We start from the raw sequence: 14440 nt of genomic DNA on the forward strand, positions 1-14440 counted from the left end.
TGAGACCGATTACGCGCCGCCCTTGAGGATCACCTCGGCCAGGCGATCGTAGTCACCGCCGAAGTGATGGTCACCCGGCAACTTGACCTTGTGCACGCCGTCGTTGCCCGGCAGATCGGGGCACAGCGCATCCTCGTCCTTGTCGCCGTACACGCACAGGGTCCTGGCCGCCGGCAGCTTCGCCACTTCCGGCGCGATCGGCAGGCCGCCGCCACCGCCGCCCAGCCAGTTGCTGACATGGAATTCAAAGTCGGCATTCCTGCCCACCGACAGCAGCACGATGCGTTCGAGGCCGGCGCGGGTGCCTGCATCAAGCTGGTTGATGGTGGCCGGCAGCACGTCGGCACCCTGCGAGAAACCGATCAGCATCACCTTGTCGCGCTGCCATTGCTGGCGGTAGTGGCCGATGATCTTCTGCAGATCGACAGCGAATCCCTGCGGCGTGCGTTCGCTCCAGAAATAACGCAGCGAATCGATGCCAACCACCGCCACGCCATGTTCGGCCAGGGCGCCGGCCACGTCCTTGTCCAGGCCGGCCCAGCCGCCATCGCCGGAAACGAACACCGCCAAGGTGTCACCGCTGCCCTGCGCCGGCACTTCCACTACCGGCAGCCCCTTCAGGGCATCCGGCGGCGGTGCCAGCGCGACCCCGGCCTGTGCGCCGATCACCCGCGCGGCGGCCACCAGCCCCGGTGTCGCATCGCCAGCGGCGGTGCGCTTGAATTCACGCGCCATTGCAACCTGCTGCACGAACGGGCCAGCGCTGTTGGTCGAACACCCCGACGCGCCGGCCGCGTTCAACCACGGGAAATTCAGTTCGCTGGGCTGCAGGCGGTCGTGCTTCACGCCATCACCGCAGACCATGCGCTCGTGCACATGTGCCGGGCAGAATCCCGAGGTCAGCAGGCCGGCAAAGACCTGGGTGTCGGCCTGCGCTGCCAGTGCATAGGCCAGTTCGGCGCCCTCGCCGCTGCCGCCGACCAACGGCAGGTGATACCCCGGCAGATGCAGGAACGCCTGTACCCAACGCGAGAAATTCTCGACATCGCCCGCGCCGAACGCGCAGCTGCTGTTGCCTTCGCGCTTGAGCACGCCACGCAGGTGGGCCACATCCACCGATGCGACCAGTGCACCATCGGCGCGCAGCGCTTCAATCGGCATGCGGCTGTCATCGGCATCGGCGCCGTCATGGAACCAGATCACCACCCGTTGCGGTGCCCCGGCCGGAACATGCACCGGCACCTGATCGAAACGTCCATGGCTGACCTGCTGCACTGACGCCACCGCTGGCACCGCCGCCAGCGCCAACACCAGTCCCATCGCCCTGCCCAGCCCTGCACGCATCGTTTCGCATCCCGTTGGAATGCGCACACGATACGCCGCTGCTGCGTGCACGGCACGTACCGGTACAGGCGCCCTGCAATCGGGCAGGTGGTTGATTCAGCGGGTGCCGGCGGCACGCCCGCGGCGATACAGCGCCAGCGCCAACCACAGCAGCCAGCCGACGATCACCGCGATCACCAGTTTCTGCCCCAGCCCACGCGGTGGGCCACCGCGCCACAGCACGTGTACCCACAGCAGCACGAAGGCCAGCCAGGCCCAGCCCCACAACAGCGCCGCACTGCCTCGCCAGCCCGGCTCGCGGCGCAGGTACCAGGCCTGCAGCAGCATGCCGACGCTGGCGCACAGGAAGGCGGTATTGGCGGCCAGGCCGTGGATCAACGGCGCCAGCAACGGCGTTGCCGCGGGTAGCCAGCTGTCACCGATGGCGACGGTGGCCAGGCCAACGGCAGCCACGCAGAACAACAGCGGTGCCGCTGCGCTGCGCCGCGGCCCCACGCTGTGCCGATACAACGCGATGCCGAGCACGGCGATGGCCAGTGCCAGCAGGCAGTAGGCGCTGCGTAGCGCCAGGCCCCACGGCCCATGCAGGTACAGGCTCAAGGTGGCCTTCACCCAATCCAGATCGGCCCGCGCGAACTGCGTCCACAACGCGGTCGCCACGAACAACAGCAGTGCCACCAGCGCCAGCGTCGCGGCCGGACGCGCCCGCGTCATGGGCCAGCGTCCGGATGCCGTGCCAGCCACTCAGCCAGCGCCTTGCGGTAACGCTGCAGCTCCTCGGCATACAGGTCGAGCACGCACAACGGGCAGCCACTGCCGCAGCACTCGTTGGGACCGGGTTCTTCCGGGGGCAGTGGACGGGGATCGGCAGGAGTATCGGAGACGGTCACGGCTGCAAACAACACCACGCAATGGCAGGTGGGTAGTGTAGCGGCGCGCTCAGGCGCCCAGTTGGCGGCGCAGGTTGGCTCGTGCGGCGGCATCAAGCTGTTGGTCGAAAAAGTCGCTGAGGAAGATCCGCGGCGCGCGCAGCAGCCCCTGCAGGAAGCGGCGGCGTCCGGCGCGGTACAGGAAGCCCGGCACCACGCCTTTGTACTCTTCGGCCACGCCGCGGTCATACGCGGCAAACACCTCCTCGGGTGCCGCCAGGATCGCCATGTCGCAGTCGAGGAACAGCGCCGCTTCGGCATCGACATCGGCCGGGCCCAGCTCGCCATGGCGGGCGGTGAGCAGGATCAACTGCTCGACCCGGCCGGCATCGACCGATGCCAGCTCGGGCCAGTCCGCGATCGCCTGCAGGGCCAGCGCGGCCGACCTGGCCTCGTTGTCCTTGCGGCCGGCCTGGTAGATCGCATCGTGGTACAGCACTGCCAGATAAACCTCGGCCAGCTGCTGCCAGCCCGGACCTGCAGCCACCTCCTGGCAATGCTGCAGCACCGCGCGCACATGGCCGAAGTGGTGGTAGGCGCGCGGTGGCGTCGCATAGGCATCCTGCAGTGCCTGCCAATGCGCGGGAGCGAGAGTCAGCGGGGCGAAGTCCATGCAGGGATGATCCCGCCCTTGGCACCGCCGGGCAAGCTGGCTGTTTTTTCACCAGCCACTCACATCCCGTGCCGGGCAAGGGCGCAGGGCAGTTGTCCACAGGTTTGTCGCGTGCTGGTCCACACCGGCTGTGGACGAAGCGCAGCGCTGACCGCCGGTGGATGCGGACCGCCACGCGCGGGTCTACACTGGCCGCAGGCGGGAGCGCCCGCCGCTGCCGGAAACCGTCATGCGCCGTCTTGCCGCCCGATGCTTTCTCCTTCCACTGCTCGCGCTCGGCGCGCCAGCCCTGTCCGCGCAGGATGCTCCAGCCGCTGCGCCCGCCATCCCGACCATCTCCACCGTAAAGGTCACCGCCGCCAGCGTGCCGACACCCGAACAGGTGCTCGCGATCCCGCCGGCGATGCGCGAGATGCTGCAGAAGCAGGTGATCAGCCGCAGCTACTCGCGCGACCAGCGCCTGCAGGCGCTGGTGGAGATGATCTTCAGCCAGCACGGCCTGGACCTGCAGTACGACGCCGATGCGACCTACACCGTCAGCGAGATCTGGCAGCACCAGCGCGCCAACTGCCTCGCCTTCACCCTGCTGTTCGTCACCCTCGCCCGTGAGGCCGGTATCCAGGCGCGGGTGCAGGAAGTCGGCCAGGTGGTGTCGTGGTACCAGGACCAGGACCAGGGCGTGGTCTACAACGTCGGGCACGTCAACGCCGGCGTGGATGTCGGTGGCCGCTACGGTACGGTCGACCTGGACCGCAACGTGCTGTACGACCGCCACGGGCCGCAACCGATTGGCCGTGAACGGGCGCTGGCGCACTACTACAACAACCGGGGCGCGGAGCAGCTGGCCGATGGCGACCTGAGCGGAGCACGTGCCTTCTTCGATGCCGCGCTGGGGCAGGACCCGGAGTTCGCCTCGACATGGAACAACATCGGCGTGCTCGACAACCGCCTGGGCGATGACCAGGCGGCCCGCACGGCGCTGGACACGGCGTTGCGCCTGGACGGACGCCAGAGTGCAGCGCTGAACAACGCCAGTGCGCTCTATCGCAAGCTGGGCATGACGGCGCAGGCGGAAGCCATGCAGAAGAAGCTGCAGTCGGTGCAGCGCGAGGACCCGTTCGCGCAGTACATGCAGGGTGCCCAGGCCGAACGCGCTGGCGACCTGGACAAGGCGATCACGTACTACCGGCGGGCGGTGCGCCTGTACGACACCGCGCACCAGTTCCACTTCGGCCTGGCGCGGGTGTATTTCCTGACGGGCCGGCTGCAGCGTGCGGACCGCGAACTGCTGCGGGCGCAGGAACTGGGCGGATCAACGCAGCAGGCACGCTACCAGGCCAAGCTGGACAGCCTGGCCCGCTGGCGGGCGCAGCAGGCCAAGCGCTGAGGCGCGATCAGGCCTTCTTGAGGAAGCAGGTCTTCAGCACAAGGCCCTTGATCTTGTCCGAGTTGCCCTCGATGTGCTCGGCATCGTCTTCGACCAGGCGGATGTTGCGGATCACGGTGCCCTGCTTGAGCGGGATTGAGGAGCCCTTGACCTTCAGGTCCTTGATCACGGTGACGGTGTCGCCGGTCTGCAGGGTATTGCCGTTGCTGTCACGCACGACCAGGGTCGAACCGGTACCTTCTTCGGCCGTCCACTCGAAGCCGCAGTCGGCGCAGATCCACAGCGCGCCATCGGCATAGGTGTTTTCCAGGGTGCACTGCGGGCAGGCGGGAACAGAAGACATTGCAAGTACCTCAAAATGAATCAACAGCGGCCATTGTAACCGCCCTGCCTTTTCGTTCATTTTCCGACGTCGGTCCGGACCGGACCTCGCCCCACCCCGCCCGAGGCAGGCACCGGAACTTGCAGCGCGCGGCAAACTCCAGCAGAGTGCGCGGCCCCTGATCGTCCCCGGACCTCCCCATGCGCCTCGGCATCGACTTCGGTACCAGCAACTCCGCCGCCGCCATCGTGCGTGATGGGAAGCTGCTGCCGATCCGCTTCGGCGAGGCCGAGCAGTTCCGCACCAGCGTGTACTTCCCCGGCGTGGTGCCCGACCCGGACGATTTTCAGCTCGACGCCGGGCAGGAACACGAACTGCAGCAGCTGATCGACAGCGCCGCCCGTGCAGCCCGCGCCGCTGGCCAGGAGCGCACGCCACAGGCCCTGCGCCGCGAGGCACTGCGCGCCCTGCGCCGGGAATGGATGGAGGCTCGCGCCGGAAAGGAACGCAGCGCCAGCGACCTGCTGCAGAACGCCGTCTATGGCGACGACGCGCTGGAAGCGTATTTCGAGGAGCACGAAGGCAACCTCGTGCAGAGCCCGAAGTCCATGCTCGGCTACAACCTGCACCCACGCGCGCGGCAGACCATCACCGGCATTGCCGCGCACATCCTCGAACACATCCGCTTGACCGCCAGCGCCCAGCTCGGCCAGCCGCTGCGCAGCGCCCTGCTCGGCCGCCCGGTGCAGTTCCGCAGCTCGATCGGCGAGGCCGGCAACGACCAGGCCCTGGACATCCTGCGCGAAGCAGCCGGCCAGGCTGGTTTCGACCACATCGATTTCCTCGAAGAGCCTGCCGCCGCAGCAATGCATTACCACGCTGAAAGCCGCGATCGCCATCAGGCGGTGATCGTCGATATCGGCGGCGGCACCACCGATATCGCCCACGCCGAAGTGGGCGGCAGCCAGGCCCCGCGCATCCACCGTGCCTGGGGTATTGCCCGCGGCGGCACCGATATCGACCTGGCCCTGAGCCTTTCCGGCTACATGCCGCTGTTCGGCCGCGGCATCACCCGCGTGCCCACCCACCACTACGTGGAAGCGGCCACCGTGCAGGACATGACCCGCCAGCGCGAGTTCCGCCAGCACAACTACGACAACGTCGACGCGCCGTGGGGCGCGCGCCTGCAGGCGCTGCAGGACACCGGCAACACCGCCCGCCTGTACCGCGATGTCGAGCGCGCCAAGATCGCCCTCAGCGGTGCCAGCGAACACCGCAGCACGCTGGATTACATCGCCCGCGACCTGCACGTGGACAACAGCGCCGACGGCCTGGCCGCCGCCGCCCATGGCTACCTGAGCCAGATCCGCGAACTGCTGGCCCAGGTCCGCAGCGACATCGGCGGCGACCCTGACGCGGTGTTCCTGACCGGCGGCATCTCCCGCGCCGGCTACCTGCGGCAGGCCGCTGCCGAGGCGTTCCCGGGCGCCCGGATGGTGCACGGCGAGCCCTCGCTGGGGGTCGTCCAGGGCCTCGCGCTGGCGGCAGCCAGCCGGGATTAACAAAACGTTACGCGGTCTGAGCTACCCTTGGCCGGCTAGAAAACCGCTGCACCTTCCGCTGGCCTCGCCGGTGTGTGTACCCATGGTGCAGCCTGACCCGCCCAGCGGGTCTGGCGACCATGCCCTCTGGCTCGATCATGGTCCGCGTATTACCCGAGCCGCCATCGAGACCCGCTTTGGGCACCCGCCAGGCCCCTGTGGCCGTACAACCTGACGCTGAACCAGCACCCATCGACTGCCGCCGTTGTGACGCGGTCTGTTGCCGGTTGCCGGTCCTGCTGCAGCCCGGCGACCACGTGCCCGGCCAGTTCCTGTCGCGCGACGCTCACGGCCGTGCCGTGATGGCGCGCAACGAGGAAGGCTGGTGCGCGGCGATCGATCCGTATCACCTGCGCTGCACGATCTATTCGCAGCGCCCGGCGATCTGCCGCCAGTTTTCGATGGGCGGCGACGACTGCCGCCGCGAGCGGCAGGACTACCTGCGCCAGGCTGAATCCTGCGCGCTTTCCTCCCCTTCCACCTGACAGGAGCAACCATGCCCCGCAAGGCAAAGACCCCCGCGAAGGCCAGCAACAGCATCCGCAGCGAACGCAAGGGCGCATCCGCCAGCACCGTGGTCAACAGCGACTCGATCGCCTCCGACCTGGCCGCGTTCCGCAAGAGCGGTGGCAAGATTGAAGTTCTCGGTACCACCTGGGCGCTGAAGAAAGCCAGCTGACCCTCCCCCGACCGCGGCGGCGCTGCCGCCGCGGCCTGCCGGGCCGCGCTCAGCGGTCCAGGCGCACCTGCACACTACCCGAGTGCGACTGCACGCGGATATCGCCGTCGCCGCTGCCCAGCCGCGCATCCAGGCTGCTGCCCGGCCCATAGCGCGGCCGCTCCACCTTGCCGGCGTCGCTGTTGATCGACCCGCTGAAGCTGTTCACTGACAGCTGCGCCGACACCGTGCGCGGCAGGCGCAGGCTGACCGAGGCACTGACCGACTCGACGTTGATGCGCCCGCCTGGTGCCAAGGCGGTCGCCGACAGGTCGATGCCTCCGGATACCGTCTCCACCACCAGGCGCTGGATGCGACCGGCATCGACGCCTACCCGGCCAGACACCGTCTGCGCCCCGATCTCCCCGGAAACGCCCCCGCCAGCCTCGATCCGGCCGCTGACCGTGTTGACGTCCAGCCGCGGGGTCTGCAACCGCGCAGTGACATTGCCGCTGACCGTATTGAGCACGCTGTCGCCACTACGACCGGCGGCGGCAAGGTTGCCGCTGACGGTATCTGCCTGCAGCCGCCGCACGTCCACGCCACTGATGTCCTGGTCGGCACTGACCGTGCTCAGCAGCAGCTCCACCGAGCGGGGCACGTTGAGGGTCAAGGTGGCGCCGCCATTGTTGCCGCGTCGCGGATACTCGATTTCCCAGCGCACCCGGTTGGCACTCTTTTCCTGGCGCAGCTGCAGGCCGTCGCTGAGCGTGCCGGTGAGCTGCACGTCATTGCGGTCCCAGCCGCGTACAGTCACCTTGCCAGCGACGTTGCTCAGTTCAATGCGGCCGCCTGCAGCAACATTGTGGCGTTCATCGACGCGTGTATCGGCCAGCGCCATGGCGGGCACCAGCAGCAGGGCCGCGCAGAGAGGGAAAAGGGTTCGCATCGGGGGGTCTCCTCAGGTTGTCAGACCGGAGGCGGCCTGGGCCGCCTGCCGGGTCAGTTCGAGCCGCAGCGCATAGGTCCGCTTGAGCTGTCCAAGCAGGTGCGGCGCACGCGGGTCCTGCGCCATCGCGGCGCGGATCTGTTCCGCGCTGCGATCCAGTTCATGCAGCGCGGGCTGCCACTCCGGCGCAGTGCCATCAGGCAGCGACGCCACTGCCTGCCGGTACTGTTCGGTCATCGCATCGGCCTGCAGCTGCAGGCCGCTGGGTGCAGGCAGCGACTCGGGCGCGTGCCGCCACGGCGCCACCGCGTAGAGCGCGAGGCTGGCTGCCAACGCCGCGCCAACCGGCAGCCACCAGCGTCGACGGGTGCGCAGTGGCAAGGCCACCACGTTGTCCACCGGCGCCTGCACGGCAACCGGTTCGCGGGGTGGCAACCGCGCCGACAGGCGTTCCCAGCCATCGGCCGGTGCGCTGCGTTCCGCGGGAAGGGCGCGCAGGCGCGCCAGCAGGTCGTGATCGGGGTCGTGCGTACTCATGTCATGTCTCCCAGGCGCGCGCGCAGCAGGCCACGCGCGCGATGCAGCTGTGCTTTGGAACTGCCGACCGCCATCTGCAGCTGGCCGGCGATTTCATGGTGTTTCCAGCCTTCGATATCGTGCAGCACCAAGACCGCACGCGCGCGCGGCGGCAGGGTCGCCAACGCGCGTTCCAGGTCGCGTTCGGTGCCGGCGCAGCCGTCATGCACCGCCATCTCCGGCAGCCCACCGTCCACGTCGTCCAGGCTGTCGTGGTCATGCCCGGCGGCACGACCGCGCAGTTCCATCAGCGCGGCGTTCACTCCCAACCGATGCAGCCAGGTCGACAGGCTGCTCTCGAAACGGAAGCCGGGCAGTGCCTTCCATGCCTGCAGGAACGCTTCCTGCAGTGCATCCTCGGCACGCGCCTGCTGCCCGCCACACAGCCGCCACAGGGTGGCAAACACCCGCGGCGCATGCTGCCGATACAGCTGTTCATAGGCAGCGGTATCGCCGGCCGCCGCTGCACGTACCAAGGCGGTTTCGTCGACGACGTCGTTGGCGGCAGGCGGCGCGGGCATGGTGGTGTCGAGCATATCCGTTGGATGCGGCCTGCCGGAAAAAGGTTTAGATCTTCCGGAGCGCTTTTCGGTTGCAACCTTTTCGCGCCTGGCTGCATCCATCACAGGTCCCCCGCAGGCCTGCCCGGCCAGGAGCATCCCATGTCCAGCCCTTCCTGCGCCGCCCTGCTGGCGATCGCGACCTGCATGCTGCTGCAGGCGTTCGACGTTTCCCTGCACTGGCGTGCCGAAAGCGGCCGCGCCTGCCTGCAGCAGCACAAACAGGACCTTGTCTGCCTTGCCTGGGCACAGGCGGTCGAAACGTCGACACGCGCCGGGTAACATCAAGCCCCGTTTCCGTCACACGTTGTCGCCCCATGATGTTGTCGCTGAAGGACCACCTGCCCGCCTGGACCCACCCCTGGCTGCATGACATCGGGATCGCCCTGCAGATCCTGATCACCCTGCTCGCCGCCTGGCTGGTGCGGGTGCTGGCGCGGCGCCTGATCCGCCGCTTCGCCGACCACTACACGCTGCCGCCGGAAATGGTGATGGGCGCGCGCCGGATCACCAGCTTCGTGGTCTATTTCAGCGCGGTGCTGTACATCCTCAGCCTGCTCGGTGCATCGCCCTCGGTGCTGTGGACGGCCTTCACCGGTTTCGCTGCGGTGGGCGCGGTGGCGTTCTTCGCGGCCTGGAGCGTGCTGTCCAACATCTTCTGCACGCTGCTGATCTTCACCACGCGACCGTTCCGCCTGCATGACTACATCGAAGTGCTGGAGAACGGCGAAAAGCCCGGGCTGAAGGGCCGGGTGATCGACGTGAACCTGATCTACACCACGCTGCAGGAAACCGGCAACGGCCACGAGGGCACGGTGCTGCAGTTGCCGAACAACCTGTTCTTCCAGCGCACGGTGCGGCGCTGGCGGGACCCGACGCAGGCGCCCGGCGGCATCCAGGGCGACGGCTGAGGGGGTGTTCGGCAGGGCGGCGCCCTGCACCCGCAGAGGCCTTCAAACCAAGGCAACGTCAGCGTCAACGTCAACGTCAAAAGCCGGCATTCCGTGGGATGGCGGGGCACTGTGGGTGTGCGGGGACGCCGTGAATCCATCCCTGGAGGCTTGGTCGCGGCATCCATGCCGCTCACACCCCGCAAACCCACAGTGCCCCGCCTTCGACAATTCCCGGCTGCTGTTGGTAGGTGTCGACCTTGGTCGACACGTAGATCCACGCCACGCGTGGATGCTCTTCGATCCAATATCGAAATATTCGATTTCCATCGGAATTCATCCACGCATGGCGTGGATCCATGACAGATCGCGGGAACCTGTCGAAGGCGGGGTGGGTCCGGTTGCGGGAGTGTCCGCGGCATGGATGCCGCGGCCAAGCCCCCATGGATGGGTTTACGGCGTCTCCCGCAACCGGGCCCACCCCGCCATCCCACGGAATGCCGCTCTTGCTGTTGCTGTTGCTATTGCTCTCAAGGTTGCCGGCCAGCGGCCGGCACTACCGCGGGTGCAGGGCGCCGCCCTGCCGACCACCCTTACCGCAGTTGGCTGTCCTTGCTGCCCCGGCGGTTGTAGCCACTCTGCGCCTGTTCCTCTTCGTCATGCGCCTGCTGACAGTTCACGCACAGCCGTACGCCAGGCACTGCCTGACGCCGCGCCAAAGGAATCGGCGCGTCGCATTCCTCACAGTGTTCCAGACCCGGGCCCTGGCGCAGCTGGCGCCGCGCGTGGGCAATCGCATCGTCGACGGTGGCGTCGATCTGGTCCTGGACCGCGCCATCTCCGGCCCAACCGGTAGCCATGGCCATCCTCCGCAGGTGTGTCGCCTGATATGGGGACAATACACCCCGCCGCAATCGGTAGCGCCGGGCCATGCCCGGCGGACGCTGCGACCGGTTCAGCGTCGCCTTACCAGACCAGGTCGTCGGGGACCTGGAACTGTGCGTAGTAGGCGTCGTCCTCGGCGTTGCCTGTGGAGATCTCGGCGCTGGAGCCGGGCGTGCCATGGTCGACGATGATGGCTTCCGGGGCGCGTTCACGCACCTTCTCCGCTGCCGCGCGTGGCAGCACCGCGTAGCCATCGCCATGGGCCACAATGACCAGCACGCCCACCGACAATGCCTTGCGCAGCTTGGTATCGATCAACAGGGTGCGGATCACTGCGCCATCGCTGAAGCGGTACTCGTCCTCGCCTTTGTGCGGCACGGCGTGGGCGCTGATGATCTGCTTGGCCTGCGCCTTGCGCTCAGCCTGCCGGGCCTGCGCGTTGCGCTCGGCAGCCAGCGCACGGTCACGCTCGATCTTCTCGGCCCGGGCACGTTCAGCTTCACGCTGGACCTCCGCCGACGTCGACTCGGCCTTGCCCTGGCGGGCCTTGGCCTGTTCACGCGCGGCGGCACTGGCCTGCGACTTCTTGGCCAGGCCGGCCTTGAGCAATTGTTCCTGCAGCGCGTTGGGCTTTGCCATGGTCGATACGTACCGCGTGTAATCTGGATGCCCCATTCTACCGACGCGCCGACGCCCCTGCATGGCTGTCCTGAAGTACCTCACCGGCTACCCCGAACCCCTGGTCGCCCAGGTCAGCGATCTGCTGGCACAGGGCAAGCTCGGCCCCTGGCTGCAGCAGCGCTACCCCGACCCGCATGAGGTGCGCAGCGACCGCCAGCTGTACGACTACACCCAGGACATGAAGGACCGCTACCTGCGCAAGTCGGTGCCGCTCAACAAGGTCTGCTATGACAACACGCTGGAGGTCATCAAGCATGCCCTGGGCACCCACACCGCCATTTCCCGTGTACACGGCGGCCGGCTCAAGGCCAGCCGCGAGATCCGCATCGCCACCGTGTTCCGGCAGGCGCCAGCTGCCTTCCTGCGCATGATCGTGGTGCACGAGCTGGCCCATCTGAGGGAGGCCGACCACAACAAGGCCTTCTACCAGCTGTGCCAGCACATGGAGCCGGATTACCTGCAGCTGGAGTTCGATACCCGCCTGTACCTGACCGAGCTGGCCAACCGCGGCCAGCGCTGAGCCGGCGTAGCGGCTACACTGCGCGCCCCCTGCCCGACCTTTCGCCATGGAACCGACCCGACTCGACAAACGCCTGTCCGCCCTGCTCGGCATCCCGCGTGGTGAAGCGCGGCGCTATATCGAGGGCGGCTGGGTCAGCGTCGATGGCGAAGTGGTGGAACAGCCGCAGCGCCCGGTGGACGAGAGCGCCAGCATCGTGGTGGCCGAGCAGGCCAGCGACAGCAAGGCCGAGCGCGCCAGCATGCTGCTGCACAAACCGGCGGGCGTGCCAGCCGATGCCCTGTGCGCGCTGATCCGCACCGAGACCCGCAGCGAACTGGATGCCAGTGACATCCGCCCGCTGCAACGGCATTTCCACGGCCTGCAGCTGGCATCCTCGCTGCCGGCCGACGACAACGGGCTGGTGGTGGTCAGCCAGGATCCGGCGGTGCTCGCGCACCTGCAGCGCAACCTGGGCCGCACCGAACAGGAGTACCTGGTCGAAGTGGCTGAAGGCGGCCCGGAACGTGGCCCGTGGCTGATGGCCCGGCTGCAGCATGAAGCAGGCGGCCCGAAGGTCAGCTGGCAGAGCGAGCAGCGCCTGCGTTTTGCAGGCAAGGGACTGACCGCGAAGGGACTGAGGACTGCGGTGACGGCTGCCGGCCTGCAGGTGGTGGCCGTACGCCGCCTGCGCATCGGCCGGGTGGCGCTGGGCCCGCTGGCCGTGGGCCAGTGGCGCTATCTGGGCAGCGACGAGCGGTTCTGAGTCACGGCGCTTCATCCACGCATGGCGTGGATCTACCGGTGGCAGTTCTTCCACGCATGGCGTGGATCTACCGGTGGCAGCTCATCCATGCGTGGCGTGGATCTACCGGGGTGACAGTTCATCCACGCGTGGCGTGGATCTACCGGTGACAGTTCATTCACGCTTGGCGTGGGTCTACCTCCATGCGTAGCCAGGATCTACCATCGGCGTCATGAGTCTGCGCAAACCTTTATGGCGACGCCTGCTGCGCGTGGCCGCGATCATCATCGCCGCCCTGCTTCTGCTGGTGCTGTCCGGCCTGCTGCTGGCCGACCACCTGGCCCCGCAGGCGCGCGGCGAAGCGTCGCAGGTACTGCCGCTGCAACCTGCGCAGACGCCCATTGATCGGCAGATGATGCCCCTGCAGGCCGCCCATCCCGGGCAGTCGGGCGTGGCCTTCCTCAGCGATGGCATGGATGCGTTCGCTGCCCGCGCGATGATCACCGAGCACGCCGGCCGCAGCCTGGACCTGCAGTACTACATCTGGCACGACGACCTGATCGGCCACTTGATGGCCAAGGCGCTGTACGACGCTGCCGAACGTGGCGTGCGCGTGCGCATCCTGCTTGATGACATGAATGCCAAGGACAAGGATGCGCTGATGATGGCGCTCGATGCGCATCCCAACATCGAGCTTCGCCTGTACAACCCGTTCCGCAACCGCAGCGGCATGGCCCGCACGCTGGAGCTGGTGCAACGCGCCTTCAGCGTGAACCACCGCATGCACAACAAGAGCTGGATCGCCGATGGCCGCATTGCGATCGTGGGTGGCCGCAACATCGGCGAGGAATATTTCAGCGCGCGCAGCGACGTGAATTTCCAGGACCTGGACCTGGTGGTGGCCGGCCCGGCCGTGCAGCAGGCCAACCAGATCTTCGACGACTACTGGAACAGCGACGCAGCGATTCCGATCTCGGCGCTGGCAACCTATACCGATGCACAGCTGCGCCAGCTGGTGCGCCAGTCCGATCTGGACGCGCTGCATGCGCAGGCCCAACCATACCTGCAGCGCGTGGCCGAGTCGCGCCAGCGACAGCGTGCCAGCCCGGAGCCGCTGCACTGGAGCAGGCAGGTACGGATCGTGTCCGATCCACCGATGAAGCACCACGACGATGCACACGACGACTGGCTGGTCACCGAGCTGGTCCGGCAGCTGCAGTCGACGCGCTACAAGGCACTGTTGATCTCGCCGTACTTCGTTCCCGGCAGCGAAGGGCTGAACGGACTTTCGGCGATGGCCGGACGCGGCGCCCAGGTCGGCGTGGTGACCAACTCGCTGGCGGCCAACGATGTGGCTGCCGTGCACGGTGGCTACATGGGCTACCGGGTGCCGCTGCTGAAGGCCGGCGTGCAGCTGTACGAACTGAAGGCGAACGGCCAGGCCGGTGACGGCAGCCTGTTCGGCAGCAGCGGCGCCAGCCTGCACACCAAGGCATTGCTGGTCGACGACCGGCGCGGGTTCGTCGGATCGTTCAACCTCGATCCGCGTTCGGCCTATCTCAACACCGAGATGGGCGTGCTGTTCGACGACCCGGTGCTGGGCGCACAGCTGCGCTCGGAATACCTGCGCCTGGCCAGCCCGGAACACGCCTGGTGGCTGGCACTGGGCGCTGATGACGAACTGCGCTGGCTGCAGCGCGAGCCGCCGCCGCACTGGGTCGATGCCGAGCCCGGCAGCAGTCTTGGCAAACGCTGGACGGCACGGGTGATCAGCTGGTTGCCGCTGGAATCCCAGCTGTAA

General features: G+C 67.7%; 19 protein-coding genes. 9 read left to right on the forward strand and 10 right to left on the reverse strand.

Features of this window, described 5'->3' with window-relative positions:
* Positions 1 to 9: 9 nt before the first annotated feature.
* From AC1DCU_RS03135 to AC1DCU_RS03150, 4 genes are all read right to left on the reverse strand, one after another.
* Positions 10 to 1344: a virulence factor family protein gene (locus AC1DCU_RS03135; RefSeq protein WP_279575230.1), complete on the reverse strand. Its 1335-nt coding sequence runs from the start codon at positions 1342 to 1344 to the stop codon at positions 10 to 12.
* Between the two features lie 96 nt (positions 1345 to 1440).
* Positions 1441 to 2058 (reverse strand): DUF998 domain-containing protein, encoded by a 618-nt coding sequence (locus tag AC1DCU_RS03140; protein ID WP_049467943.1) that lies wholly within the window; start codon positions 2056 to 2058, stop codon positions 1441 to 1443.
* Positions 2055 to 2234, reverse strand: coding sequence for an oxidoreductase-like domain-containing protein (locus AC1DCU_RS03145; RefSeq protein ID WP_033832209.1), 180 nt, complete (start codon positions 2232 to 2234; stop codon positions 2055 to 2057). Before AC1DCU_RS03145 ends, AC1DCU_RS03140 begins: the two co-directional genes overlap by 4 nt.
* Before the next feature lie 49 nt (positions 2235 to 2283).
* The gene (locus AC1DCU_RS03150) at positions 2284 to 2886 is read right to left on the reverse strand and encodes an HD domain-containing protein (RefSeq protein WP_282280591.1); all 603 of its coding nucleotides are present in this window, start codon (positions 2884 to 2886) and stop codon (positions 2284 to 2286) included.
* 229 nt (positions 2887 to 3115) lie between these two features.
* Between AC1DCU_RS03150 and AC1DCU_RS03155 the strand changes: the two genes are divergently transcribed.
* Positions 3116 to 4273 carry a tetratricopeptide repeat protein gene (locus AC1DCU_RS03155; protein ID WP_442252108.1) on the forward strand — a complete coding sequence of 386 codons (1158 nt, stop codon included), beginning with the start codon at positions 3116 to 3118 and terminating at the stop codon, positions 4271 to 4273.
* A 7-nt stretch (positions 4274 to 4280) separates the two neighbouring features.
* On the opposite strand, the gene AC1DCU_RS03160 is transcribed toward AC1DCU_RS03155, so the two are convergent.
* Positions 4281 to 4616 (reverse strand): zinc ribbon domain-containing protein YjdM, encoded by a 336-nt coding sequence (locus AC1DCU_RS03160; protein WP_025879075.1) that lies wholly within the window; start codon positions 4614 to 4616, stop codon positions 4281 to 4283.
* A 179-nt stretch (positions 4617 to 4795) separates the two neighbouring features.
* Here AC1DCU_RS03160 and AC1DCU_RS03165 point away from each other — a divergent pair, with 179 nt between their 5' ends.
* From AC1DCU_RS03165 to AC1DCU_RS03175, 3 genes are all read left to right on the forward strand, one after another.
* Positions 4796 to 6157: an Hsp70 family protein gene (locus AC1DCU_RS03165; protein ID WP_442252109.1), complete on the forward strand. Its 1362-nt coding sequence runs from the start codon at positions 4796 to 4798 to the stop codon at positions 6155 to 6157.
* 230 nt (positions 6158 to 6387) lie between these two features.
* Complete coding sequence (locus tag AC1DCU_RS03170; protein ID WP_051501656.1) at positions 6388 to 6681, forward strand: YkgJ family cysteine cluster protein; 294 nt, start codon at positions 6388 to 6390, stop codon at positions 6679 to 6681.
* Between the two features lie 11 nt (positions 6682 to 6692).
* Positions 6693 to 6875 carry a hypothetical protein gene (locus tag AC1DCU_RS03175; RefSeq protein ID WP_025879072.1) on the forward strand — a complete coding sequence of 61 codons (183 nt, stop codon included), beginning with the start codon at positions 6693 to 6695 and terminating at the stop codon, positions 6873 to 6875.
* Positions 6876 to 6924: 49 nt separating this feature from the next.
* Here the strand turns inward: AC1DCU_RS03175 and AC1DCU_RS03180 are convergent, their stop codons facing one another.
* Genes AC1DCU_RS03180 through AC1DCU_RS03190 form a run of 3 tightly spaced genes read right to left on the reverse strand, consistent with a single transcriptional unit; the run spans position 6925 to position 8915 of the window.
* Positions 6925 to 7803, reverse strand: a complete 879-nt coding sequence (locus AC1DCU_RS03180; RefSeq protein WP_032977119.1) for a DUF4097 family beta strand repeat-containing protein — start codon at positions 7801 to 7803, stop codon at positions 6925 to 6927.
* A gap of 12 nt (positions 7804 to 7815) precedes the next feature.
* A complete protein-coding gene (locus AC1DCU_RS03185) occupies positions 7816 to 8340 on the reverse strand; it encodes a hypothetical protein (protein ID WP_032977117.1) in 525 nt (174 codons plus the stop codon).
* Positions 8337 to 8915, reverse strand: coding sequence for an RNA polymerase sigma factor (locus AC1DCU_RS03190; RefSeq protein WP_032977116.1), 579 nt, complete (start codon positions 8913 to 8915; stop codon positions 8337 to 8339). Before AC1DCU_RS03190 ends, AC1DCU_RS03185 begins: the two co-directional genes overlap by 4 nt.
* A 126-nt stretch (positions 8916 to 9041) precedes the next feature.
* Here AC1DCU_RS03190 and AC1DCU_RS03195 point away from each other — a divergent pair, with 126 nt between their 5' ends.
* Complete coding sequence (locus AC1DCU_RS03195) at positions 9042 to 9221, forward strand: hypothetical protein (protein WP_282280596.1); 180 nt, start codon at positions 9042 to 9044, stop codon at positions 9219 to 9221.
* Between the two features lie 35 nt (positions 9222 to 9256).
* Positions 9257 to 9850 (forward strand): mechanosensitive ion channel family protein, encoded by a 594-nt coding sequence (locus AC1DCU_RS03200; protein ID WP_282280597.1) that lies wholly within the window; start codon positions 9257 to 9259, stop codon positions 9848 to 9850.
* A 572-nt stretch (positions 9851 to 10422) separates the two neighbouring features.
* Here the strand turns inward: AC1DCU_RS03200 and AC1DCU_RS03205 are convergent.
* A complete protein-coding gene (locus AC1DCU_RS03205; RefSeq protein WP_442252110.1) occupies positions 10423 to 10689 on the reverse strand; it encodes a DksA/TraR family C4-type zinc finger protein in 267 nt (88 codons plus the stop codon).
* Positions 10690 to 10795: 106 nt separating this feature from the next.
* On the reverse strand, positions 10796 to 11353 hold the full coding sequence (locus AC1DCU_RS03210; protein WP_105165037.1) for a DUF2058 domain-containing protein: 558 nt from the start codon (positions 11351 to 11353) through the stop codon (positions 10796 to 10798).
* 61 nt (positions 11354 to 11414) lie between these two features.
* Between AC1DCU_RS03210 and AC1DCU_RS03215 the strand changes: the two genes are divergently transcribed.
* The 3 genes from AC1DCU_RS03215 (at position 11415) to AC1DCU_RS03225 (ending at position 14440) form a co-directional block, all read left to right on the forward strand.
* The gene (locus AC1DCU_RS03215) at positions 11415 to 11915 is read left to right on the forward strand and encodes a M48 family metallopeptidase (RefSeq protein ID WP_025879163.1); all 501 of its coding nucleotides are present in this window, start codon (positions 11415 to 11417) and stop codon (positions 11913 to 11915) included.
* A 46-nt stretch (positions 11916 to 11961) separates the two neighbouring features.
* Positions 11962 to 12660, forward strand: a complete 699-nt coding sequence (locus tag AC1DCU_RS03220) for an RNA pseudouridine synthase (protein ID WP_025879164.1) — start codon at positions 11962 to 11964, stop codon at positions 12658 to 12660.
* A 211-nt stretch (positions 12661 to 12871) separates the two neighbouring features.
* Complete coding sequence (locus AC1DCU_RS03225) at positions 12872 to 14440, forward strand: phospholipase D family protein (protein WP_442252111.1); 1569 nt, start codon at positions 12872 to 12874, stop codon at positions 14438 to 14440.

It is taken from the genome of Stenotrophomonas sp. 10L48, from assembly GCF_056395105.1.

What these genes read in the sequence shown, in the direction of transcription:
- AC1DCU_RS03135 (WP_279575230.1), bottom strand. Translation starts at nt 1,344, where the DNA reads ATGCGTGCAGGGCTGGGCAGGGCGATGGGACTGGTGTTGGCGCTGGCG.
- AC1DCU_RS03140 (WP_049467943.1), bottom strand. Translation starts at nt 2,058, where the DNA reads ATGACGCGGGCGCGTCCGGCCGCGACGCTGGCGCTGGTGGCACTGCTG.
- AC1DCU_RS03150 (WP_282280591.1), bottom strand. Translation starts at nt 2,886, where the DNA reads ATGGACTTCGCCCCGCTGACTCTCGCTCCCGCGCATTGGCAGGCACTG.
- AC1DCU_RS03155 (WP_442252108.1), top strand. Translation starts at nt 3,116, where the DNA reads ATGCGCCGTCTTGCCGCCCGATGCTTTCTCCTTCCACTGCTCGCGCTC.
- AC1DCU_RS03160 (WP_025879075.1), bottom strand. Translation starts at nt 4,616, where the DNA reads ATGTCTTCTGTTCCCGCCTGCCCGCAGTGCACCCTGGAAAACACCTAT.
- AC1DCU_RS03165 (WP_442252109.1), top strand. Translation starts at nt 4,796, where the DNA reads ATGCGCCTCGGCATCGACTTCGGTACCAGCAACTCCGCCGCCGCCATC.
- AC1DCU_RS03175 (WP_025879072.1), top strand. Translation starts at nt 6,693, where the DNA reads ATGCCCCGCAAGGCAAAGACCCCCGCGAAGGCCAGCAACAGCATCCGC.
- AC1DCU_RS03180 (WP_032977119.1), bottom strand. Translation starts at nt 7,803, where the DNA reads ATGCGAACCCTTTTCCCTCTCTGCGCGGCCCTGCTGCTGGTGCCCGCC.
- AC1DCU_RS03185 (WP_032977117.1), bottom strand. Translation starts at nt 8,340, where the DNA reads ATGAGTACGCACGACCCCGATCACGACCTGCTGGCGCGCCTGCGCGCC.
- AC1DCU_RS03190 (WP_032977116.1), bottom strand. Translation starts at nt 8,915, where the DNA reads ATGCTCGACACCACCATGCCCGCGCCGCCTGCCGCCAACGACGTCGTC.
- AC1DCU_RS03195 (WP_282280596.1), top strand. Translation starts at nt 9,042, where the DNA reads ATGTCCAGCCCTTCCTGCGCCGCCCTGCTGGCGATCGCGACCTGCATG.
- AC1DCU_RS03200 (WP_282280597.1), top strand. Translation starts at nt 9,257, where the DNA reads ATGATGTTGTCGCTGAAGGACCACCTGCCCGCCTGGACCCACCCCTGG.
- AC1DCU_RS03205 (WP_442252110.1), bottom strand. Translation starts at nt 10,689, where the DNA reads ATGGCTACCGGTTGGGCCGGAGATGGCGCGGTCCAGGACCAGATCGAC.
- AC1DCU_RS03210 (WP_105165037.1), bottom strand. Translation starts at nt 11,353, where the DNA reads ATGGCAAAGCCCAACGCGCTGCAGGAACAATTGCTCAAGGCCGGCCTG.
- AC1DCU_RS03215 (WP_025879163.1), top strand. Translation starts at nt 11,415, where the DNA reads ATGGCTGTCCTGAAGTACCTCACCGGCTACCCCGAACCCCTGGTCGCC.
- AC1DCU_RS03220 (WP_025879164.1), top strand. Translation starts at nt 11,962, where the DNA reads ATGGAACCGACCCGACTCGACAAACGCCTGTCCGCCCTGCTCGGCATC.
- AC1DCU_RS03225 (WP_442252111.1), top strand. Translation starts at nt 12,872, where the DNA reads ATGAGTCTGCGCAAACCTTTATGGCGACGCCTGCTGCGCGTGGCCGCG.